This window comes from Bradyrhizobium sp. USDA 10063, from assembly GCF_054063735.1.
In genome coordinates, this window is the sequence record NZ_JBSSGP010000002.1 from 577,735 (window position 1) to 593,009 (window position 15,275).

Below are 15,275 nucleotides of genomic sequence, written 5' to 3' on the forward strand. Positions count from 1 at the left end.
TCAAGCCTGTTCTGTAGGCGTGGGCGCTCTCACTTCCGCGTCACTTCCGGGAAGATCCACATCGCGATCACCATGAACGGAGCGAGCACCAGGATCGCGATCTTCGGGCCGTGCTGCCCGATCGAGTCCTGGTAGAAATAGGCCGCGCAAGCGACGAGCAGCACGATGATCGAGAGGGCTGTCTTGATCGGGAAGGGCATCGGCACACTCCTCTATGAGGCGGTAATTCCCTGCAGCGGGGAGAGCAGCAGTGCGAGCGCTGCGATCTGGATAAGGCCAAGGACGGCAAGCCCGCTGCGACTGTCGCGCCACGCGGTGGGAATGACCTGAAACACGGCGGGAATGAAAAGGAAGATCAGGCCGCCAAACACCACGACGGAGGTCCAGCGCAGCATCTGGTGCGCAAACGAGGCCACACCCGCCAGCAGGATCACCAGCAGCGCGAGATTGACGAGGACGAGTGCCCCGCCGGACGCGCCCGCGATCGATTGCGGCCTGGCGTGGGGCGGAAACATGCCGACCAGCGTGAAGAAGCTCAGGCAGCATGCCGCGAAGGCCGCCATGAATAGCGGCAACGCGAGGCCGTTCGGCTCGATGCCGGCCATGGCTGTCACTCCGCCGGCACGGAGCTGACGGCCGGATCGATCCGCGGCGTGCGCGCGGTCTTGCGCATGTTGCGCTTGACGAAGCGCGTATCGTAGCCGTTGAAGAGATGACCGAGCAGGCCCCGGTCCAGGTCCGATGTGCCGAACAGCCAGTCCATGACCGGGAAGGTGAGGTTCATGTTGCGCTCCATCATGATCGATTGATCGTGATGAGCGGTGTGGTGACGGCGGATCGTGTTCACCATCGGCACGTTGCGGACGAACCAGTTCTCCTCGACATGGCAGCAGAAATGCATGAACTCGTAGATCAGGTACATTGACGTCGTCGTCGCGATCAGAAGCCATCCGACATTGGCCGAGATGATCGTGCCGGCCACGATCGCGAGCGGGATCGACATCAAGGTGAAGGTCGCGAGCGCGTAGGGCGGGAAGAAGGTCACGCGCCAGTCATGGTGATCGGCGAAGCGCATCTCCTGATCGGTGAAGAACTGGTGATGCATCAAGGTGTGGCGGTTGTAGATCGCGCGGAACGCCTTGATCTGCGAGGGGCGGTGCATCACGTAGCGGTGGATCCACCACTCGAAGAAATTCGCACCGAGAAAAGTCACGGGGACGATGAGCAATTCCCACGCGCGCAGGTCGCGAACATTGGCGAGATAGATATAGAGCGCGGTAAAACCGATCGCGTAGATGATGAAGACATGCAGCCAGCCATTGTACCAGCCGGCGACCCGCTCCCGGTAGGTTTCACGGTAGCGGCGCTGGCGATCCGACATGGCGGTTGATGCGAGTTCCATGGCTGACCTCCCGATGTCGAACTGAGATGACATTCGATTTTGCGCGTGATATATCACTAATCTATCAATGCTGCAAGATGGCGGTTAACGCCTGGGGCATGATCCGGAGAACTGGAAACCGGTTTTCCGGAAAGATCATGTTAAACTCCGAGGTGTCGGGAGGAACCACGCATGAAAAGCTTTTGCGGAGACCGCACCATCGACGGAGTCGTGGTCACGGTGGATGGCCGGCCGCTCGATCAGCGCCTCGACCTGCACCGCTACACCGCGAACGGTTTTGAATGGAGCTATGAGGGGGAAGAGCCGCGACAGCTCTCGCTGGCGATCCTTGCCGAGCACTTGAACGACGCCGCCGCGGCAAAAGCGCTGGTCGAGCCGTTCATGAAGGCGGTGGTCGCCAATTTCGGCAATGAGTGGGAAATGAGCTCGGCCGACATCGACGCGGCGCTGGCGGCGTTGCGGAAAGATCAGGCTGCTGTTCGGGCGGCATCCTGAAACAGGGCAGGGCGGGAGATCTGGACGTGGGGCTCAAATACAAGGCGGCGGTCCTGCACGCGCCGAAGTCGCCGCTTGTCATCGAGACAGTCGAGGCCGGCGAACTCGCGCCCGAGGACGTCCTGGTCCGCATCAAGGCGGTGGGGCTTTGCCATACCGACCTCGAGGTGATCGAAGGCAGCCTGCGCAATCCGATGCCGATCCTGCTCGGCCATGAAGCGTCCGGCATCGTCGAGCAGGTCGGGGCGAACGCGCGTGGCGTTGCCGTCGGCGACCACGTCGTGCTCTCCTGGAATCCGCATTGCGGGCATTGCTTCTATTGCGATCGCGATCTGCCGATCCTCTGCGAATCCTATTTGGGACAGGCACCGCTCGCGGTGCAATTCGACGGACGCAGCCGTATCAGGCTGGGCGACGGGCGCGAGCTCAAGCATCTGATGTATCTCGGCGCCCTTGCTGAATACCGCATCGTGCCGGCGCAGCAGGCGATCGTGGTGCCGAGGGAGCTTCCCTTCGATCAAGCCTGCCTGATCGGTTGCGGCGTCATGACCGGCGTGGGTGCCGCGCTCAACGTCGCGTCCATCCATTACGGCGACAGCGCGATGGTGATCGGATGCGGCGCGGTGGGTCTTGCAGCCGTGCAGGGCGCGCGCATGGCCGGTGCCGGCGTCGTCATTGCCGTCGATCTCGACGACAAGAAGCTTGATCTGGCAAGACATCTCGGGGCGACGCACGCGATCAATGCCGCCAGAGAGGACGTCATCGATCTCTCGCGTCAATTGACCGGCGGTCGCGGCGTTGATGTCGTTCTGGAATCGGCCGGCAGTGCACGCGCCTTTCGGATGACGAGCGAGGTGGTGAGGCCGGGCGGCGAGATCATCTGGCTCGGCAAGGTCGATGTCACGCAGGACGTCGCGTTCCGCTGGGGTTCGTTGATGCAGGAAAAGCGCATCCGCCGCTCCAGCTATGGCGGCGCCCGGCCGCTGCGCGACTTTCCGATGCTGGCGCAGGCCGCGCTCGACGGCCGGCTCAAGCTGGATCAACTGATCACCGCCCGCATCTCGCTCGAACAGGTCAACGAGGGTTTCGAGGCGCTCCGACGCGGCGCGGCGATCCGCAGCGTCGTTATGTTGTGATCAAGTTTCAATCGTCTTGCGGGTGAAGCTTTCGATGTAGTCGAGCAGGCGATCGGACGCTTTCGCCGCTTCTTCCGGATCGCGCGCGGCAATCCGCTCGGCGACGTCGGCATGCAGGCGCGCCGACAGCGGCAGGTCGCCGACTTCCCGATAGTGCTGATACCAGAAGCGTCGCGACAGGCCGTGCATCAGGCCCATGGCGCGGGAGGCGAACTCGTTTCTCGCGGCCTGGCTGACCAGTTCGTTGAAGGCGCGATCGAGCCGCATGAAGGTCATGTCGTCGGCTTCATCGGAGGCGCGGCGCATGTCCCTGGCGATGGTCGTGAATTGAGCGATTTCCTCCGGTGTCGCGCGCTCCGCAGCAGCGCGGGCCATCAGCCGCTCGAGCTCGCGCCGCACTTCGAGCAGACGCATCTGCGTCCTGAGGTTGATCTGCGACACCAGGATGCCCCGTCGCGGCAGGATGACGACGAGGCCGTCGCGGGCCAGGCGCTGCAGCGCCTCCCGGATCGGGGTGCGACCGATGCCCAGTTTCGCCGCCAGCGACTGTTCCGACAGGATGGTCTCGGGCGGCAAGGCGAGGGTGACGATCAACTCCTCGAGTTGCCGGTAGGCGCGGTCGGTCAGCGTCTCCTGATCGCGCTCGTCGCGTTCGAGGTCGACGCTGCGCGGCACGTCGCGCGAGCCCGGCTCGCTCTTCCTGGACCTGGCGGTCCTGGTGGTGCGGGCTCGTCCGGTTCGCCTGTCCGCGGCCATCTGCGGTGATTCTCCCTCTGCTCGTCACAACGATATTTCACGCGTGACGACGAGGGTCAATCGGGCGTCCACGCGGCCTGCTCAGCCGCGATGCTCTCGATCAATGCGAGATGCTTTCGAGCGTTCGACCTTTGGTTTCCTCGCCCAGCGTGAACACGACAAGGGCCGCAAGAGCAAAGGCGCCGGCACCCAGCGCGAATACACCGGACTGTCCGGCGACCGGCAGGATGAAGCCGATCAGCGAGGGACCGATCAGGGAGCCGATGCGCCCGACCGCCGACGCAAAGCCGGTACCCGTCGCACGCACATGGGTGGGATAGAGTTCCGGCGTGTAGGCGTAGAGCGCCGACCACATCCCGAACGCGCAGAACTGCATGCAGAGACCTGCGACGATCAGTTGGGTCTGGCTGGTTGCTCCACCGTAGAAATAGCAGGCGACGGCGGCGCCGAGCAGTGCGCCGATCAGCGTCGGCTTCCGTCCCAGTCTTTCGATCAGCCATGCCGCGGTGAGGAAGCCCGGAATGCCCGCCAGCGAGATCAGGATCGTGTAGAAGACCGACTTGGTCACCGGAAAACCCTTGGCCTGCAGCAGGGCGCCAAGCCACGTCGTCAGGCCGTAGAAGCCGAGCAGGGCGAAGAACCAGAGGCTCCACAGCATCACCGTTCGCCGCGCATAGCCCGGTGCGAACAGCGTGGAGAGGCCGCGCGTCCTCTGCACCTCGACGAATTGCGGCTCAGGTGCCGGCAGCGCGGCGCCGTTGAGCCGCTGCGAGACCCTTGCCTCGATCTCCGACATCACCCGGTCGGCGCCGGCGGCATCGCCGTGGGCGGCAAGCCAGCGCGGCGATTCCGGCACGTAGCGGCGCACGATCAGCACGAAGATCGCCGGAATGCCCTGCAGGATGAATACCCATCGCCAATCGGCGAACGAGAGCACGACATAGCACAACAGGCCGGAGGCGATGAATCCGAGCGGCCAGAACCCTTCGAGCAAGGCGATGTAGCGGCCGCGTTGCTTGGCGGGAATGATCTCCGAGACCATCGATTGCGCGACGGGGAACTCCATGCCCATGCCGAATCCGAGCAGGACGCGGGCGGCGGCCAGCGTTTCCACCGAAGGCGCAAGTCCGCACAGGATGCTGCCGAGGCCCCAGAAGATCATGCTGACCTGGAACACGCGCGTGCGGCCGAAACGATCGGCCAGCATGCCCGCCGACGCCGCGCCGATGAACATGCCGAGGAAGCTCATGCTCGAAAGCAGGCCGGCTTCCGCCGTCGAAAGGCCGAAGCTCTGCTTGATCGGGCCCAGCACGAAGGTGAGCGCCCCAAGGTCCATGCTGTCAAAGAACCAGGCGGTGGCGATGATGGCGAAGATTCCGCGCTGGTAGGAGGTGAGCGGCAACCGCTCGAGGCGGGCAGCAATCGCGGATGTCTGTGCGGTCGATGTCGCGGCCTCAGAGAGCGGTCGCGCGAGACCGATGGAGCCGCCCGTCGTCAAGCTACTCATGTTCGTCCTCCCCAAGATGATTTTATGTTTTTTGTATATATCTGACATATTACTGATATCCGTGCGACGTGCAACGGGGCATTTTGCGGGATTTGAGGGGGCTCACGGGAGCTCACCCCGTCATTGCGAGCGAAGCGAAGCAATCCATGGCTTCCGCGCGCGTGGAGAGATGGATTGCTTCGCTGCGCTCGCAATGACGGTTGAGAGAGCGGCGCACTCAGGTCTATCCCCTCAGCCTGAGGAGGCCGCGCAGCGGCCGTCTCGAAGGCCGAGGCCACCAGCGGGGCCTCATCCTTCGAGACGCTTGCTACGCAAGCTCCTCAGGATGAGGGTCTGACAGCGCTTGACCTGGGACTAGCGAGGGACTCGCGACTCACTCCTCGCCGCGAAAATACGCCGGCTTCCCGGTCGTCCATGTCTCACCCCAGAGCTGGCCGCCGCCGTCGACCGTCAGCGTCTCGCCGGTGATGAATTTGCCCGAAGGGGCGGCGAGATAGGCGCAGGCTTCCGCGATGTCCCAGGGCGAGCCGGCGCGCATCATCGGGTTGGAGCGCGGATAGGCGGCGCGCGCTTGTTCGCTATAGACGTTCCAGCCCTCGGTCTCGATCGCGCCGGGCGCGACGCAATTGACGCGGATGTTCAGCGGCGCCCATTCGACGGCGACCGCGCGCGACAGGCCGATCACGCCGGAGCGCGCGGCGATCGAGTGTGCGATGCCATGAAGCCCGTGCGTGGTGACGACCACGATGTTGACGATGCTGCCGCGCGCCTTCCGGTCGCGCCAGTGCCGGGCGGCAGCCTGCATCATGTACCAGGTGCCGTTGAGGTTGGTGTTGATGACGGCGTTCCAGCCCTTGATCGAAAAGTCGATCGCGGCTTGTGGAAACTGCCCGCCGGCGCTGTTGACGAGACAATCGACGCGACCATGCGCGGCCCATACCTCGTCGAAGAGCGCAGCGACCGCGTCCGGCTCCCTGATGTCGGCAACATGTGCGGACGCTTTCAGACGACGGTCGGCCAGTTGCACAGCGAGCGCGTCGAGCCTTTCCTTGTTGCGGCCGACGAGAGCGACATGCGCGCCGAGCCGAGCGAACAGGAAGGCGATAGCGCGCCCGATGCCGCCGGCACCGCCGGAGATCACCACGACATGGTCCCGCAACGCATCGGCTGCAAACACGGTCGGATGTCGCGCGAGCTCGTCGTCGCTCGGGCCGGCTATTACGGAGGTTTGCTTGTTATCCATCTGCCAGGACCCTCGTCACACCAAGCCCAACCGTACACCAGAGCATGATCCGGAAAAGTGAGCATCGGGTTTTCTGGAAAGATTACGCTCACGCAACATGCTACGGTAGCAGGGCTAGGGTCGACTATTCCGCAAAGCACCATGAACGGGAACGTGCATTGTTCGCGGCGCCACCTCATTCCATGATGGCGCCACCCTGATCCCTCCATCCGCAGAGTCCCCATGACAGCAGAAGCGATCCGCCCCGCCGCCCATCATCAGCCCTGGTACAAGGTCCTCTACATCCAGGTCCTGATCGCGATCGCGCTTGGCATCCTGCTCGGCCATTTCTATCCCACTCTCGGCAAGGAGATGAAGCCGCTCGGCGACGGCTTCATCGCGCTGATCAAGATGATGATCGCGCCGGTGATCTTCTGCACCGTGGTGCACGGCATCTCCTCGATGGGCGACCTCAAGCGCGTCGGCCGCGTCGGCCTGAAGGCGTTGATCTATTTCGAGACCGTCTCCACGGTGGCGCTGGCGGTCGGCCTGATCGTCGGCAGGACCCTGCAGCCCGGCAGCGGCTTCAACATCGACGCAGGCTCGATCGATCCCAATTCGGTCGCGACCTATGTGACCAAAGCGAAAGAGGAGGGGATCGTCGCCCATCTGATGGCGATCATTCCCGATAGCTTCTTCGGCGCGCTGGCGCGCGGCGACCTCCTGCAGGTTCTCCTGATCTCGATTCTGTCCGGCTTTGCCATCGCGTTCATGGGCAGGGCGGGCGAGCCGATTGCATACGCGATCGACCAGGCCGCCAAAGTTTTCTTCGGCGTGATCCGCATCATCGTGCGCGTCGCGCCGCTCGGTGCGTTCGGCGCGATGGCGTTCACCGTCGGCGCCTACGGGCTCGGCTCGCTGTGGAATCTCGCGGCGCTGATCGGCACCTTCTATTTGACCAGTGCGCTGTTCATCCTGATCGTGCTCGGCTCGATCGCCCGGCTCGCGGGATTCTCGATCATCCGCTTCATCGGCTACATCAAGGACGAGCTGTTGATCGTGCTCGGCACCTCGTCGTCGGAGACGGTGCTGCCGCAGATGATCCAGAAGATGGAGCATCTCGGCGCCTCGCGCTCGGTGGTCGGCCTCGTCATCCCGACCGGCTACAGCTTCAATCTCGACGGCACCAACATCTACATGACGCTGGCGACGCTGTTCCTGGCACAGGCCACCAACACGCCTCTGACGATCTGGCAGGAGCTCGGCATTCTGGGCATCGCCATGATCACCTCGAAGGGGGCATCGGGCGTCACGGGGGCTGGGTTCATCACGCTGGCGGCGACGCTGTCCATCGTGCCTGACATCCCGATCCAGTCGCTCGCCATCCTCGTCGGCATCGACAAGTTCATGAGCGAATGCCGCGCGCTCACCAACCTGATCGGCAACGGCGTCGCCTGTGTCGTCATCAGTCTTTCGGAGGGCGAACTCGACAAGGCGAAGCTGCACGAGACCATGGCAAACCCTCTCGAACTCGGCGAGGCGCTCGAGCCGGGCGGAGGCTCTTGAGGCGACGCCGCAGCCACGTCCGGTCGAGCGACATACATAACTAACGGGATATGCAGGGAGTGGCGCTCCGCGCGACCGGCTGCTCGGACCGTCATCATCCTGCCGTCCGCCATTTGTCCGCTTGACGGACGCATATCTCGCTGGTTATACATCAATCAATAGCCAGCGGGTTATCGATCTCAATGCCGAACGTTCACGATGAGCTCTTCAGGGCGCTTGCCGATCCAACCCGGCGGGCCATCTTCGAGCGATTGTGCCGCGACGGAGAGCAGACGGTCGGGGCACTGACGGCTCTGGCCGGGGTCTCGCAACCGGCCGTCTCCAAGCATCTTGGCGTTCTGAAGCTGGCCGGGCTCGTACGCGACCGCCACGAAGGGCGCCAGACGCACTACAGCGCGCAGCTCGGCGCGTTGGCTCCGCTGATCGACTGGACCAGCCAAATGGCCGGCTTCTGGCAAAGCCGGTTCGACCACCTCGAGGATCTGCTGAAAAGGATGGACCAATGACCAACACTGCGACCGAAACGCGCTCCGTCGTTGTCGAACGTGAGATACCTCATCCGCCGGAAAAAATCTGGCGCGCGCTCACCCAACCGCACCTGATCGAGGAGTGGCTCATGAAGAACGACTTCAAGGCTGTCGTAGGTCACCGTTTCAATCTTCGCGGCGAATGGGGCGGCGTGCTGGACTGCGAGGTCCTCGCGATCGAGCCGAACAAGGCGCTGTCCTACACTTGGAATTTTGCGCACGACGATGCAGCCTTCAATCTGAAGAGCGTGGTGACCTTCACGCTCACGCCAACGAGCACGGGGACCCATTTGCGCATGGAGCAGTCAGGCTTCCGGCCGGATCAGAAGCAGGCCTATGGTGGCGCCCACGCCGGCTGGCAGCAATTCTTTGCGAATCTGGAACAGGTCTTGGCGCGGACAGATTGAGGTCTGCAGGTGAACGCAATGGCCAACAAGACGTCCTTAAAGTCAACGAAGGCCGCGAAGAAGGCGGCCGCCAAGCGGGTTGCGGCGAAAACGGCCAAGCCGACCCTCCTCTCAGGCGGCAACCCTCAGATCGTGAAGGGGGACGGCGACGCCCCCGTGCAGGCCTACATCGCGGCCATGCCGGGCTGGAAAAGCAACGTCGGACGACGCCTCGATGCGCTGATCGTGCGTACCGTCCCCGGCGTGCGCAAGGCAGTCAAATGGAACTCGCCGCTCTACGGCGTCGAGGGCGAGGGCTGGTTCCTCGGCGTCCATTGCTTCACGAAGTACGTCAAGGTTGCTTTCTTCCGCGGGAGGTCGCTGCGTCCTGTTCCGCCCGGCGAGTCCAAGAGCAAGGATACGCGCTACCTCGACATTCACGAGGACGACGAACTTGATGAAGCTCAGTTCGCCGCCTGGGTGAAGCAAGCCAGCGAATTGCCTGGCGAACGAATGTGAGCGGCCGGTGTGAGCACAACCATGAAGAACGCGACGACAACCATGAAGACGCGCGGCTCGAAGGAAGGAGACTCTCCCTCTCGCCTGATAGACGCAAGAATCAAGGAGCTGGGCGATTGGCGGAGCGAGACGCTCTCTCGGCTCCGAAATCTCATCAAGCAGGCCGACCCTGAAGTGGTCGAGGAGTGGAAGTGGAGAGGGGTTCCGGTGTGGGAGCACGGTGGAATCATCTGCACTGGCGAGACCTACAAGAGTGTCGTGAAGATGACCTTCGCCAAGGGTGCTTCATTGGAGGACCCTTCAGGCCTGTTCAACTCCAGCCTCGAAGGCAACACCAGGCGTGCGATCGATTTCCATGAGGGCGACAAGATCGATGAAGCGGCGTTGAAGGCGCTCATCCGCGCCGCCGTGGCATTGAACCGCTCTAAGAAAGCAAAGAGCGCTTGAGGCGTGTAACAGCGAAGACGAGTCATTCCGGCACGCCGGCCGCGCGCAGCGCTTCGGCATAGGTCCGCGCCATGGGCTCGACCGGGAAGGGAATTCGCGCCAGGAAGCCCCTGATCGAAAAGTCCGGCTCGACCTTCAGCAATTCGCGTGCGACCTGCGCCGCGCGGTCGCGCTCGCCGGTCTTCACCAGCGCGACGGTGAGGACGCGCAGCGCCACCGCGAAGCGGCGGTTCTGCGCCAGCGCCTTCTCCGCCCAGACAATCGCCTCAGCGAAATTCTCGTCCATGACGGCGCAGATGGCGAGCGCTCCGGAGGCGAACCAGCCGCGCGGGTCGCGCGGATTGAGCCGCTGCGCCCGCTCGATCATGGTGCGGCCGGCGCCCTGATTGCCGCGCATCGCCTCGATCCAGCCGCCGAGTGTCAGCGCCATCGCCGAGTTCGGATTGATCGCAAGCGAGCGGCTGAACAATTCGCGCGCCGGCTCGATTTCATCGGCCATGTTCCAGATCGCGAATGCCGCCATCCACAGCACCTGCGCATCGTTCGGCGCGAGCTCGACCGCGCGCCAGGCCTGCGCGACGGCCTTGCTGCGATAGTCCTCGTCCGGCCCGATCCAGCCCTGGAAATGGCGCAGCGCATGGCAATAGGCGGAAGCCGCCATCGCCGGCGCGTAGGCGGGATCGATCGCCAGCGCCTGGTCGAGGCAACGGATCGCCGCCGCAATACTCTCGGCGGTGAACTCGTAACGCAGACTGTAGGCGCGCAGCAGCAGGTCGTAGGCGTCGAGCTGGCTCGGCGGAGAGGACCGGCGGCGCTCGGCTTCGGCGAGATGCAGCGTCGGCTCGATCGCGGCCACCACGCTTTCGGTGATGCGGTCCTGCAGGTCGAAGACCTCGCTCGCGTCACCGTCGAAGCGGTCGACCCAGAGATGGGCGGCTGAGGTCGCATCGATGAGCTGGCCGCTGATCCGCAACCGATCGCCGCCGCGGCGAACGCTGCCTTCCAGCACATAGCCGACGCCGAGCTCGCGGCCGACCTGGCGGATATCGACCGCCTTGCCCTTGTAGGTGAAGGAGGAGTTTCGCGCGATCACGGAGAGTCCGCTGCAGCGCGACAGCGCCGTGATGATGTCCTCGGCGACCCCGTCGGCAAAATACTCCTGCTCGGGATCGCCGCTCATATTGGTGAACGGCAGCACCGCGATCGACGGGCCTTCGAAGGCGGCAACGGGCAGACTCGTGCTTTCATCGGCCGCTTGCTCGCGGACCTCGCCGACGAAACGAATGCCCTTGCGCGGGAGCGTACGGATCAACCGCTGCTCGTCGCCATTGTCGCCGATCGCCGCGCGTGCGGCGTTCAGCCGGCTGCTCAGCGTCGCTTCCGAGACGATGCGCCCGCGCCAGACGGCTGCCAACAGGTCGTCGCGGCTGACGACACGGTCGCGTGATCGGATCAGGAATTCGAGAAGATCGAACACCTGCGGCTCGACGGCGACGAGGCCGTCGCCCCGGCGCAACTCGCGGCGCTCGGTATCCAGAACGAAGTCGTTGAAATGATAGAGCAAATTCGCGGGTCCGCCGGGCTGTGCCAATAGTCGCCGCGAACCTAGCACAAGGCATCTCGCGCAAAAATCAAAGCCGTCTGAAGGATAAATCCAACTAATCTCCAAGCGGCCATAGCCGGGAGGGGGCAATAGGTCGCCAGTACGAACCGGAGATCCCCATGTCCCACGATATCAATCAGAGCCGCCGCCGCTTCTTCGGCGTTGCCGCCGGAACCTTCGCCGCCGCCCAGTTCGGCCTGATCGGACCGACCCATGCGCAGGGCGCCAAGAAGGCGACGCTGCCCGCTGTGCGGCCGGGCGCGAATACGTCGTTCGGCCCGTTGAAACAGATCGACGCCGGCCTCCTCAATGTCGGTTATGCCGAGGCAGGACCCGCGACTGGTCCGGCGGTGATCCTCCTGCACGGCTGGCCCTACGACATCTACAGCTATGCCGACGTCGCGCCGCAACTGGCGTCCGCCGGCTATCGCGTGATCATCCCTTACCTGCGCGGTTATGGCACCACGCATTTCCTCTCTGACGCGACGTTGCGAAACGGCGAGCCGGCGGCGCTCGCGATCGACATCGTCGCATTGATGGATGCGCTGAAGATCGAGAAGGCGACGCTTGCCGGCTACGACTGGGGCGCCCGCACGGCGAACGTCATCGCCGCGCTGTGGCCGGAGCGCTGCAGGGCGATGGTCTCCGTCAGCGGCTACCTGATCGGCAGCCAGGCGGCCGGCAAGATGCCGCTGCCGCCGAAGGCCGAGCTGCAGTGGTGGTATCAGTTCTATTTCGCCACCGAGCGCGGCCAGCAAGGCTATGACAAGTACCGGCACGACTTCGCCCGGCTGATCTGGCAGCTCGCTTCGCCGAAGTGGAATTTTGATGACGCAACGTTCGAGCGCAGTGCGAGCGCCTTCGACAATCCCGATCACGTCCGCATCGTCATCCATAACTATCGCTGGCGGCTAGGGCTGGCCGAAGGCGAAGCCAAATACGACGATCTGGAGAAGAAGCTCGCGACATTCCCTGTTATCACCGTGCCGACCATCACCATGGAGGGCGACGCCAACGGCGCGCCGCATCCCGAACCGAGCGCCTACGCCAAGAAATTCTCCGGCAAGTACGAGCACCGTCTCATCACCGGCGGCATCGGCCACAATCTGCCGCAGGAGGCCCCGCAGGCCTTTGCGCAGGCCGTGATCGATGTCGACAACGGCTGATCGAACAGAAGCACGGGTATCAAACTGATGCGACAGAATCTGAAATGGGCCCTCGCGGCCCTGATGGTGACGTGCGCTGCAACTGCCGCGCCGTTCGCCGCGAGCCTTGCCGACGATGGAGCGTCGCCGATCTTCGGCGTCAAGATTCCCGAAGGCTATCGCGACTGGAAGCTGATCGCCGTCGGGCAGGAGGTCGCCCTCGAAGAACTCCGGGGCGTCCTTGGCAATGCCACGGCGATCAAGGCCAGTCAGAGCGGCACGCTGCCGTTTCCGGACGGCACCGTCTTCGTCAAGCTCGCCTGGAAGCATGTTCCGGTCGAAGGTCTCGATGGCGCCTTTATCACCGGCTCTCCCACCACCGTTCAGGTCATGGTCAAGGACTCCGCCAAATACGCCACGACCGGCGGCTGGGGCTTTGGTCGGTTCATCGATGGCAAGCCGGTTGACGAGGCCCAGCACAGGACCTGCTTCGCCTGCCACGAAGCCCACGCGAAAGATCACGATTTCGTCTTCACCCGATACGGACGCTGAGGACGCCGCCGCGAGAATGCGAACGCACACCCACACTCCGCCGTCATGCTCCGCGAATGCGGGGCATCCAGTATCCCGCGGCTTCTCGGCTCAAGCACTGCCGCCTCGGAATACTGGATCGTCCGCCGTCGCGGACGATGACAGCGGAGAAGCCATTTACTTCCAAGGAATTCACAGGAGGCGTGATGCCTAATCTGGCGCAACAGCCGTTGCGAAGCTAGTTTCTCGCGGCAACGCATGCGAGGAAATGGCTGTGAGCATCACCATCTACGGCATCAAGAACTGCGACACCATGAAGAAGGCGCGCGCCTGGCTCGACGGCCATGGCGTCGCCTATGATTTCCACGACTACAAGGCGGCCGGCATCGCCAAGGACAAGCTCAAGCAATGGAGCGACGAGGTCGGCTGGGAAACGCTGCTCAACCGCGCCGGCACCACCTTCAAGAAATTGCCCGACGCCGACAAGGAAGGCCTGAATGAGCGTAAAGCGCTGGCGCTGATGGCGGCGCAGCCGTCGATGATCAAGCGGCCGGTGCTCGATCTCGGCGGCAAACTCCTGGTTGGCTTCAAGGAAGACATCTACGCCAAGGAAGTGAAATCGCGCGGCCGCAAGGGCTAGGGCGCAGGTCGATTTCCGGGAACCTCCGCGCCTCAGCCGCATCTAACTCTTGTATCTGCTAGATAAGGCCGAGAACGCCATGCAAGGGGCTTCCACATCCAAAACCGCGCCGGCTGCGGCCGGCGACGCCGAACTGGTCAAGCGCGCATTGGCCCGCGACGAGGCAGCCGTTCGCGCCATCATCAAGGCCAACAACCGCCGACTTTATCGGCTGGCGCGCGGCATCCTGTGCAACGACAGCGAGGCCGAGGACGTCGTGCAGGAAACCTATGTCCGGGCCTTCACGCATCTTGTCGATTTCCGCGGCGAGTCCAGCCTTTCAACCTGGCTGTCGCGGATCGCGATCAACGAGGCACTCGGACGGCTACGCCGGGAGCGGCCCGGCGTTGAGATTTCGTCACTGCCGCAAGGCGCGCTGGAAGCCCAAATCATCCAGTTTCCCCTGATGTCCACTGCAGACGATCCCGAAAAATCCATGGCCCAGCGCGAAATCCACAGAGTTGTCGAGGCCGCGATCGACGAACTGCCGGAGCCATTTCGCCTCGTCTTCATCACGCGCGTAATCGAGGGCATGAATGTCGATGAGACGGCTGAACTTCTTGACCTGAAGCCCGAGACAGTGAAGACGCGGCTGCACCGCGCCCGCGCCATGCTGCGCGACAATGTCGAGAAGAAGATTGGTCCGGTCATCATGGAGGTGTTCCCGTTCGCCGGCCGCCGCTGCGACCGGCTGACCGAAGCGGTGCTGAAACGGCTCGACCACATCTGAAGAATTCCGGGAACCTCGACCCGCCGATCGCCATCCAACTCCTGTGCAAACGAGATGCGCCGTCGGGAACCCGCGGCGCCACAGGAGGTCAATCATGTCAGCTCAATTGGCAGCGGCGGTCGCCGCGGTGATGTTGTTAAGCAGCCCAGCGCTTGCCGAGAGCAAGCTCACCGATCCACAGATCGCCCACATCGCGTACACCGCCGGCAATATCGATATCGCGGCGGCCAAGCAGGCGCTGACGAAGGCCAGCAACAAGGACGTCAAGGCGTTCGCGGAAGACATGATGCGCGACCATGAGGCCGTGAACAAACAGGCGCTCGACCTCGTCAAGAAACTCAACGTCACGCCCGAAGATAACGACACCAGCAAAACGTTGTCGAAGCAGGCGTCCGACAAACTCGCCGAGCTCGGTAAGCTCAAGGGCGCCGCCTTCGACAAGGCCTATGTCGCCAACGAGGTCGCCTATCACAAGACCGTCAACAGCGCGCTGGAAACGAAGCTGATCCCCTCGGCCAGCAACGCCGAGCTGAAGGGCCTGCTGCAGACCGGCCTGAAGATGTTTCAGGGCCACGAGCAGCATGCCGAGCATGTCGCCGCAGGCTTGAAGTAATCAGTCTGGAG

Annotated in this window: 19 protein-coding genes; 12 read left to right on the forward strand and 7 right to left on the reverse strand. The window is 63.5% G+C overall.

All coding sequences use genetic code 11. The features are described 5' to 3' along the window. Positions 1 to 29: 29 nt before the first annotated feature. Genes ACVJGD_RS04560 through ACVJGD_RS04570 form a run of 3 tightly spaced genes read right to left on the reverse strand, consistent with a single transcriptional unit; the run spans position 30 to position 1,402 of the window. Entirely contained in the window at positions 30 to 200 is a 171-nt protein-coding gene (locus tag ACVJGD_RS04560; RefSeq protein WP_456633241.1) for a hypothetical protein, read from the reverse strand. A 12-nt stretch (positions 201 to 212) separates the two neighbouring features. Beyond that, entirely contained in the window at positions 213 to 605 is a 393-nt protein-coding gene (locus ACVJGD_RS04565) for a hypothetical protein (protein WP_456633242.1), read from the reverse strand. Positions 606 to 610: 5 nt separating this feature from the next. Next, positions 611 to 1,402 carry a sterol desaturase family protein gene (locus ACVJGD_RS04570; protein WP_456633243.1) on the reverse strand — a complete coding sequence of 264 codons (792 nt, stop codon included), beginning with the start codon at positions 1,400 to 1,402 and terminating at the stop codon, positions 611 to 613. 171 nt (positions 1,403 to 1,573) lie between these two features. On the opposite strand from ACVJGD_RS04570, the gene ACVJGD_RS04575 reads away from it, so the two are divergent. Together ACVJGD_RS04575 and ACVJGD_RS04580 are read left to right on the forward strand one after the other, a co-directional pair. Then, complete coding sequence (locus ACVJGD_RS04575; RefSeq protein ID WP_456633244.1) at positions 1,574 to 1,897, forward strand: DUF6166 domain-containing protein; 324 nt, start codon at positions 1,574 to 1,576, stop codon at positions 1,895 to 1,897. Between the two features lie 26 nt (positions 1,898 to 1,923). After that, positions 1,924 to 3,033, forward strand: a complete 1,110-nt coding sequence (locus ACVJGD_RS04580; RefSeq protein ID WP_456633245.1) for a Zn-dependent alcohol dehydrogenase — start codon at positions 1,924 to 1,926, stop codon at positions 3,031 to 3,033. Here ACVJGD_RS04580 and ACVJGD_RS04585 read toward each other — a convergent pair whose 3' ends face one another. The 3 genes from ACVJGD_RS04585 to ACVJGD_RS04595 form a co-directional block, all read right to left on the reverse strand. Beyond that, entirely contained in the window at positions 3,034 to 3,789 is a 756-nt protein-coding gene (locus ACVJGD_RS04585) for a GntR family transcriptional regulator (RefSeq protein WP_456633246.1), read from the reverse strand. Between the two features lie 100 nt (positions 3,790 to 3,889). Continuing rightward, the gene (locus ACVJGD_RS04590; protein WP_456633247.1) at positions 3,890 to 5,296 is read right to left on the reverse strand and encodes an MFS transporter; all 1,407 of its coding nucleotides are present in this window, start codon (positions 5,294 to 5,296) and stop codon (positions 3,890 to 3,892) included. A 373-nt stretch (positions 5,297 to 5,669) separates the two neighbouring features. Next, positions 5,670 to 6,539 carry an SDR family oxidoreductase gene (locus ACVJGD_RS04595; protein WP_456633248.1) on the reverse strand — a complete coding sequence of 290 codons (870 nt, stop codon included), beginning with the start codon at positions 6,537 to 6,539 and terminating at the stop codon, positions 5,670 to 5,672. 222 nt (positions 6,540 to 6,761) lie between these two features. Here ACVJGD_RS04595 and ACVJGD_RS04600 point away from each other — a divergent pair, with 222 nt between their 5' ends. From ACVJGD_RS04600 to ACVJGD_RS04620, 5 genes are all read left to right on the forward strand, one after another. Continuing rightward, the gene (locus ACVJGD_RS04600) at positions 6,762 to 8,084 is read left to right on the forward strand and encodes a dicarboxylate/amino acid:cation symporter (RefSeq protein ID WP_456633249.1); all 1,323 of its coding nucleotides are present in this window, start codon (positions 6,762 to 6,764) and stop codon (positions 8,082 to 8,084) included. Positions 8,085 to 8,266: 182 nt separating this feature from the next. Beyond that, positions 8,267 to 8,590, forward strand: a complete 324-nt coding sequence (locus ACVJGD_RS04605) for an ArsR/SmtB family transcription factor (protein ID WP_456633250.1) — start codon at positions 8,267 to 8,269, stop codon at positions 8,588 to 8,590. Further along, the gene (locus ACVJGD_RS04610) at positions 8,587 to 9,018 is read left to right on the forward strand and encodes an SRPBCC family protein (RefSeq protein ID WP_456633251.1); all 432 of its coding nucleotides are present in this window, start codon (positions 8,587 to 8,589) and stop codon (positions 9,016 to 9,018) included. Before ACVJGD_RS04605 ends, ACVJGD_RS04610 begins: the two co-directional genes overlap by 4 nt. Positions 9,019 to 9,036: 18 nt before the next feature. Beyond that, complete coding sequence (locus tag ACVJGD_RS04615) at positions 9,037 to 9,516, forward strand: DUF1801 domain-containing protein (protein ID WP_456633252.1); 480 nt, start codon at positions 9,037 to 9,039, stop codon at positions 9,514 to 9,516. A gap of 21 nt (positions 9,517 to 9,537) precedes the next feature. After that, complete coding sequence (locus ACVJGD_RS04620) at positions 9,538 to 9,963, forward strand: DUF1801 domain-containing protein (protein WP_456633253.1); 426 nt, start codon at positions 9,538 to 9,540, stop codon at positions 9,961 to 9,963. Between the two features lie 22 nt (positions 9,964 to 9,985). Here ACVJGD_RS04620 and ACVJGD_RS04625 read toward each other — a convergent pair whose 3' ends face one another. Continuing rightward, complete coding sequence (locus ACVJGD_RS04625; protein WP_456633254.1) at positions 9,986 to 11,527, reverse strand: winged helix-turn-helix domain-containing tetratricopeptide repeat protein; 1,542 nt, start codon at positions 11,525 to 11,527, stop codon at positions 9,986 to 9,988. A gap of 158 nt (positions 11,528 to 11,685) precedes the next feature. On the opposite strand from ACVJGD_RS04625, the gene ACVJGD_RS04630 reads away from it, so the two are divergent. The 5 genes from ACVJGD_RS04630 to ACVJGD_RS04650 all read left to right on the forward strand — a co-directional run bounded on the left by ACVJGD_RS04630 (position 11,686) and on the right by ACVJGD_RS04650 (position 15,264). Beyond that, positions 11,686 to 12,732, forward strand: coding sequence for an alpha/beta fold hydrolase (locus ACVJGD_RS04630; protein WP_456633255.1), 1,047 nt, complete (start codon positions 11,686 to 11,688; stop codon positions 12,730 to 12,732). 27 nt (positions 12,733 to 12,759) lie between these two features. Continuing rightward, positions 12,760 to 13,263, forward strand: a complete 504-nt coding sequence (locus tag ACVJGD_RS04635) for a cytochrome P460 family protein (RefSeq protein ID WP_456633256.1) — start codon at positions 12,760 to 12,762, stop codon at positions 13,261 to 13,263. A gap of 247 nt (positions 13,264 to 13,510) precedes the next feature. After that, positions 13,511 to 13,882, forward strand: coding sequence for an ArsC family reductase (locus ACVJGD_RS04640; RefSeq protein ID WP_456633257.1), 372 nt, complete (start codon positions 13,511 to 13,513; stop codon positions 13,880 to 13,882). A gap of 79 nt (positions 13,883 to 13,961) precedes the next feature. Continuing rightward, complete coding sequence (locus tag ACVJGD_RS04645) at positions 13,962 to 14,651, forward strand: RNA polymerase sigma factor (RefSeq protein WP_456633258.1); 690 nt, start codon at positions 13,962 to 13,964, stop codon at positions 14,649 to 14,651. Between the two features lie 94 nt (positions 14,652 to 14,745). Then, complete coding sequence (locus tag ACVJGD_RS04650) at positions 14,746 to 15,264, forward strand: DUF4142 domain-containing protein (RefSeq protein WP_456633259.1); 519 nt, start codon at positions 14,746 to 14,748, stop codon at positions 15,262 to 15,264. The last annotated feature ends 11 nt before the right edge of the window (positions 15,265 to 15,275 follow it).

Coding starts and splice junctions, on each gene's coding strand:
- ACVJGD_RS04650 (WP_456633259.1), top strand. CDS start 14,746: ATGTCAGCTCAATTGGCAGCGGCGGTCGCCGCGGTGATGTTGTTAAGC.
- ACVJGD_RS04590 (WP_456633247.1), bottom strand. CDS start 5,296: ATGAGTAGCTTGACGACGGGCGGCTCCATCGGTCTCGCGCGACCGCTC.
- ACVJGD_RS04645 (WP_456633258.1), top strand. CDS start 13,962: ATGCAAGGGGCTTCCACATCCAAAACCGCGCCGGCTGCGGCCGGCGAC.
- ACVJGD_RS04570 (WP_456633243.1), bottom strand. CDS start 1,402: ATGGAACTCGCATCAACCGCCATGTCGGATCGCCAGCGCCGCTACCGT.
- ACVJGD_RS04615 (WP_456633252.1), top strand. CDS start 9,037: ATGGCCAACAAGACGTCCTTAAAGTCAACGAAGGCCGCGAAGAAGGCG.
- ACVJGD_RS04560 (WP_456633241.1), bottom strand. CDS start 200: ATGCCCTTCCCGATCAAGACAGCCCTCTCGATCATCGTGCTGCTCGTC.
- ACVJGD_RS04635 (WP_456633256.1), top strand. CDS start 12,760: ATGCGACAGAATCTGAAATGGGCCCTCGCGGCCCTGATGGTGACGTGC.
- ACVJGD_RS04605 (WP_456633250.1), top strand. CDS start 8,267: ATGCCGAACGTTCACGATGAGCTCTTCAGGGCGCTTGCCGATCCAACC.
- ACVJGD_RS04565 (WP_456633242.1), bottom strand. CDS start 605: ATGGCCGGCATCGAGCCGAACGGCCTCGCGTTGCCGCTATTCATGGCG.
- ACVJGD_RS04640 (WP_456633257.1), top strand. CDS start 13,511: ATGGCTGTGAGCATCACCATCTACGGCATCAAGAACTGCGACACCATG.
- ACVJGD_RS04600 (WP_456633249.1), top strand. CDS start 6,762: ATGACAGCAGAAGCGATCCGCCCCGCCGCCCATCATCAGCCCTGGTAC.
- ACVJGD_RS04595 (WP_456633248.1), bottom strand. CDS start 6,539: ATGGATAACAAGCAAACCTCCGTAATAGCCGGCCCGAGCGACGACGAG.
- ACVJGD_RS04630 (WP_456633255.1), top strand. CDS start 11,686: ATGTCCCACGATATCAATCAGAGCCGCCGCCGCTTCTTCGGCGTTGCC.
- ACVJGD_RS04585 (WP_456633246.1), bottom strand. CDS start 3,789: ATGGCCGCGGACAGGCGAACCGGACGAGCCCGCACCACCAGGACCGCC.
- ACVJGD_RS04575 (WP_456633244.1), top strand. CDS start 1,574: ATGAAAAGCTTTTGCGGAGACCGCACCATCGACGGAGTCGTGGTCACG.
- ACVJGD_RS04620 (WP_456633253.1), top strand. CDS start 9,538: ATGAAGAACGCGACGACAACCATGAAGACGCGCGGCTCGAAGGAAGGA.
- ACVJGD_RS04610 (WP_456633251.1), top strand. CDS start 8,587: ATGACCAACACTGCGACCGAAACGCGCTCCGTCGTTGTCGAACGTGAG.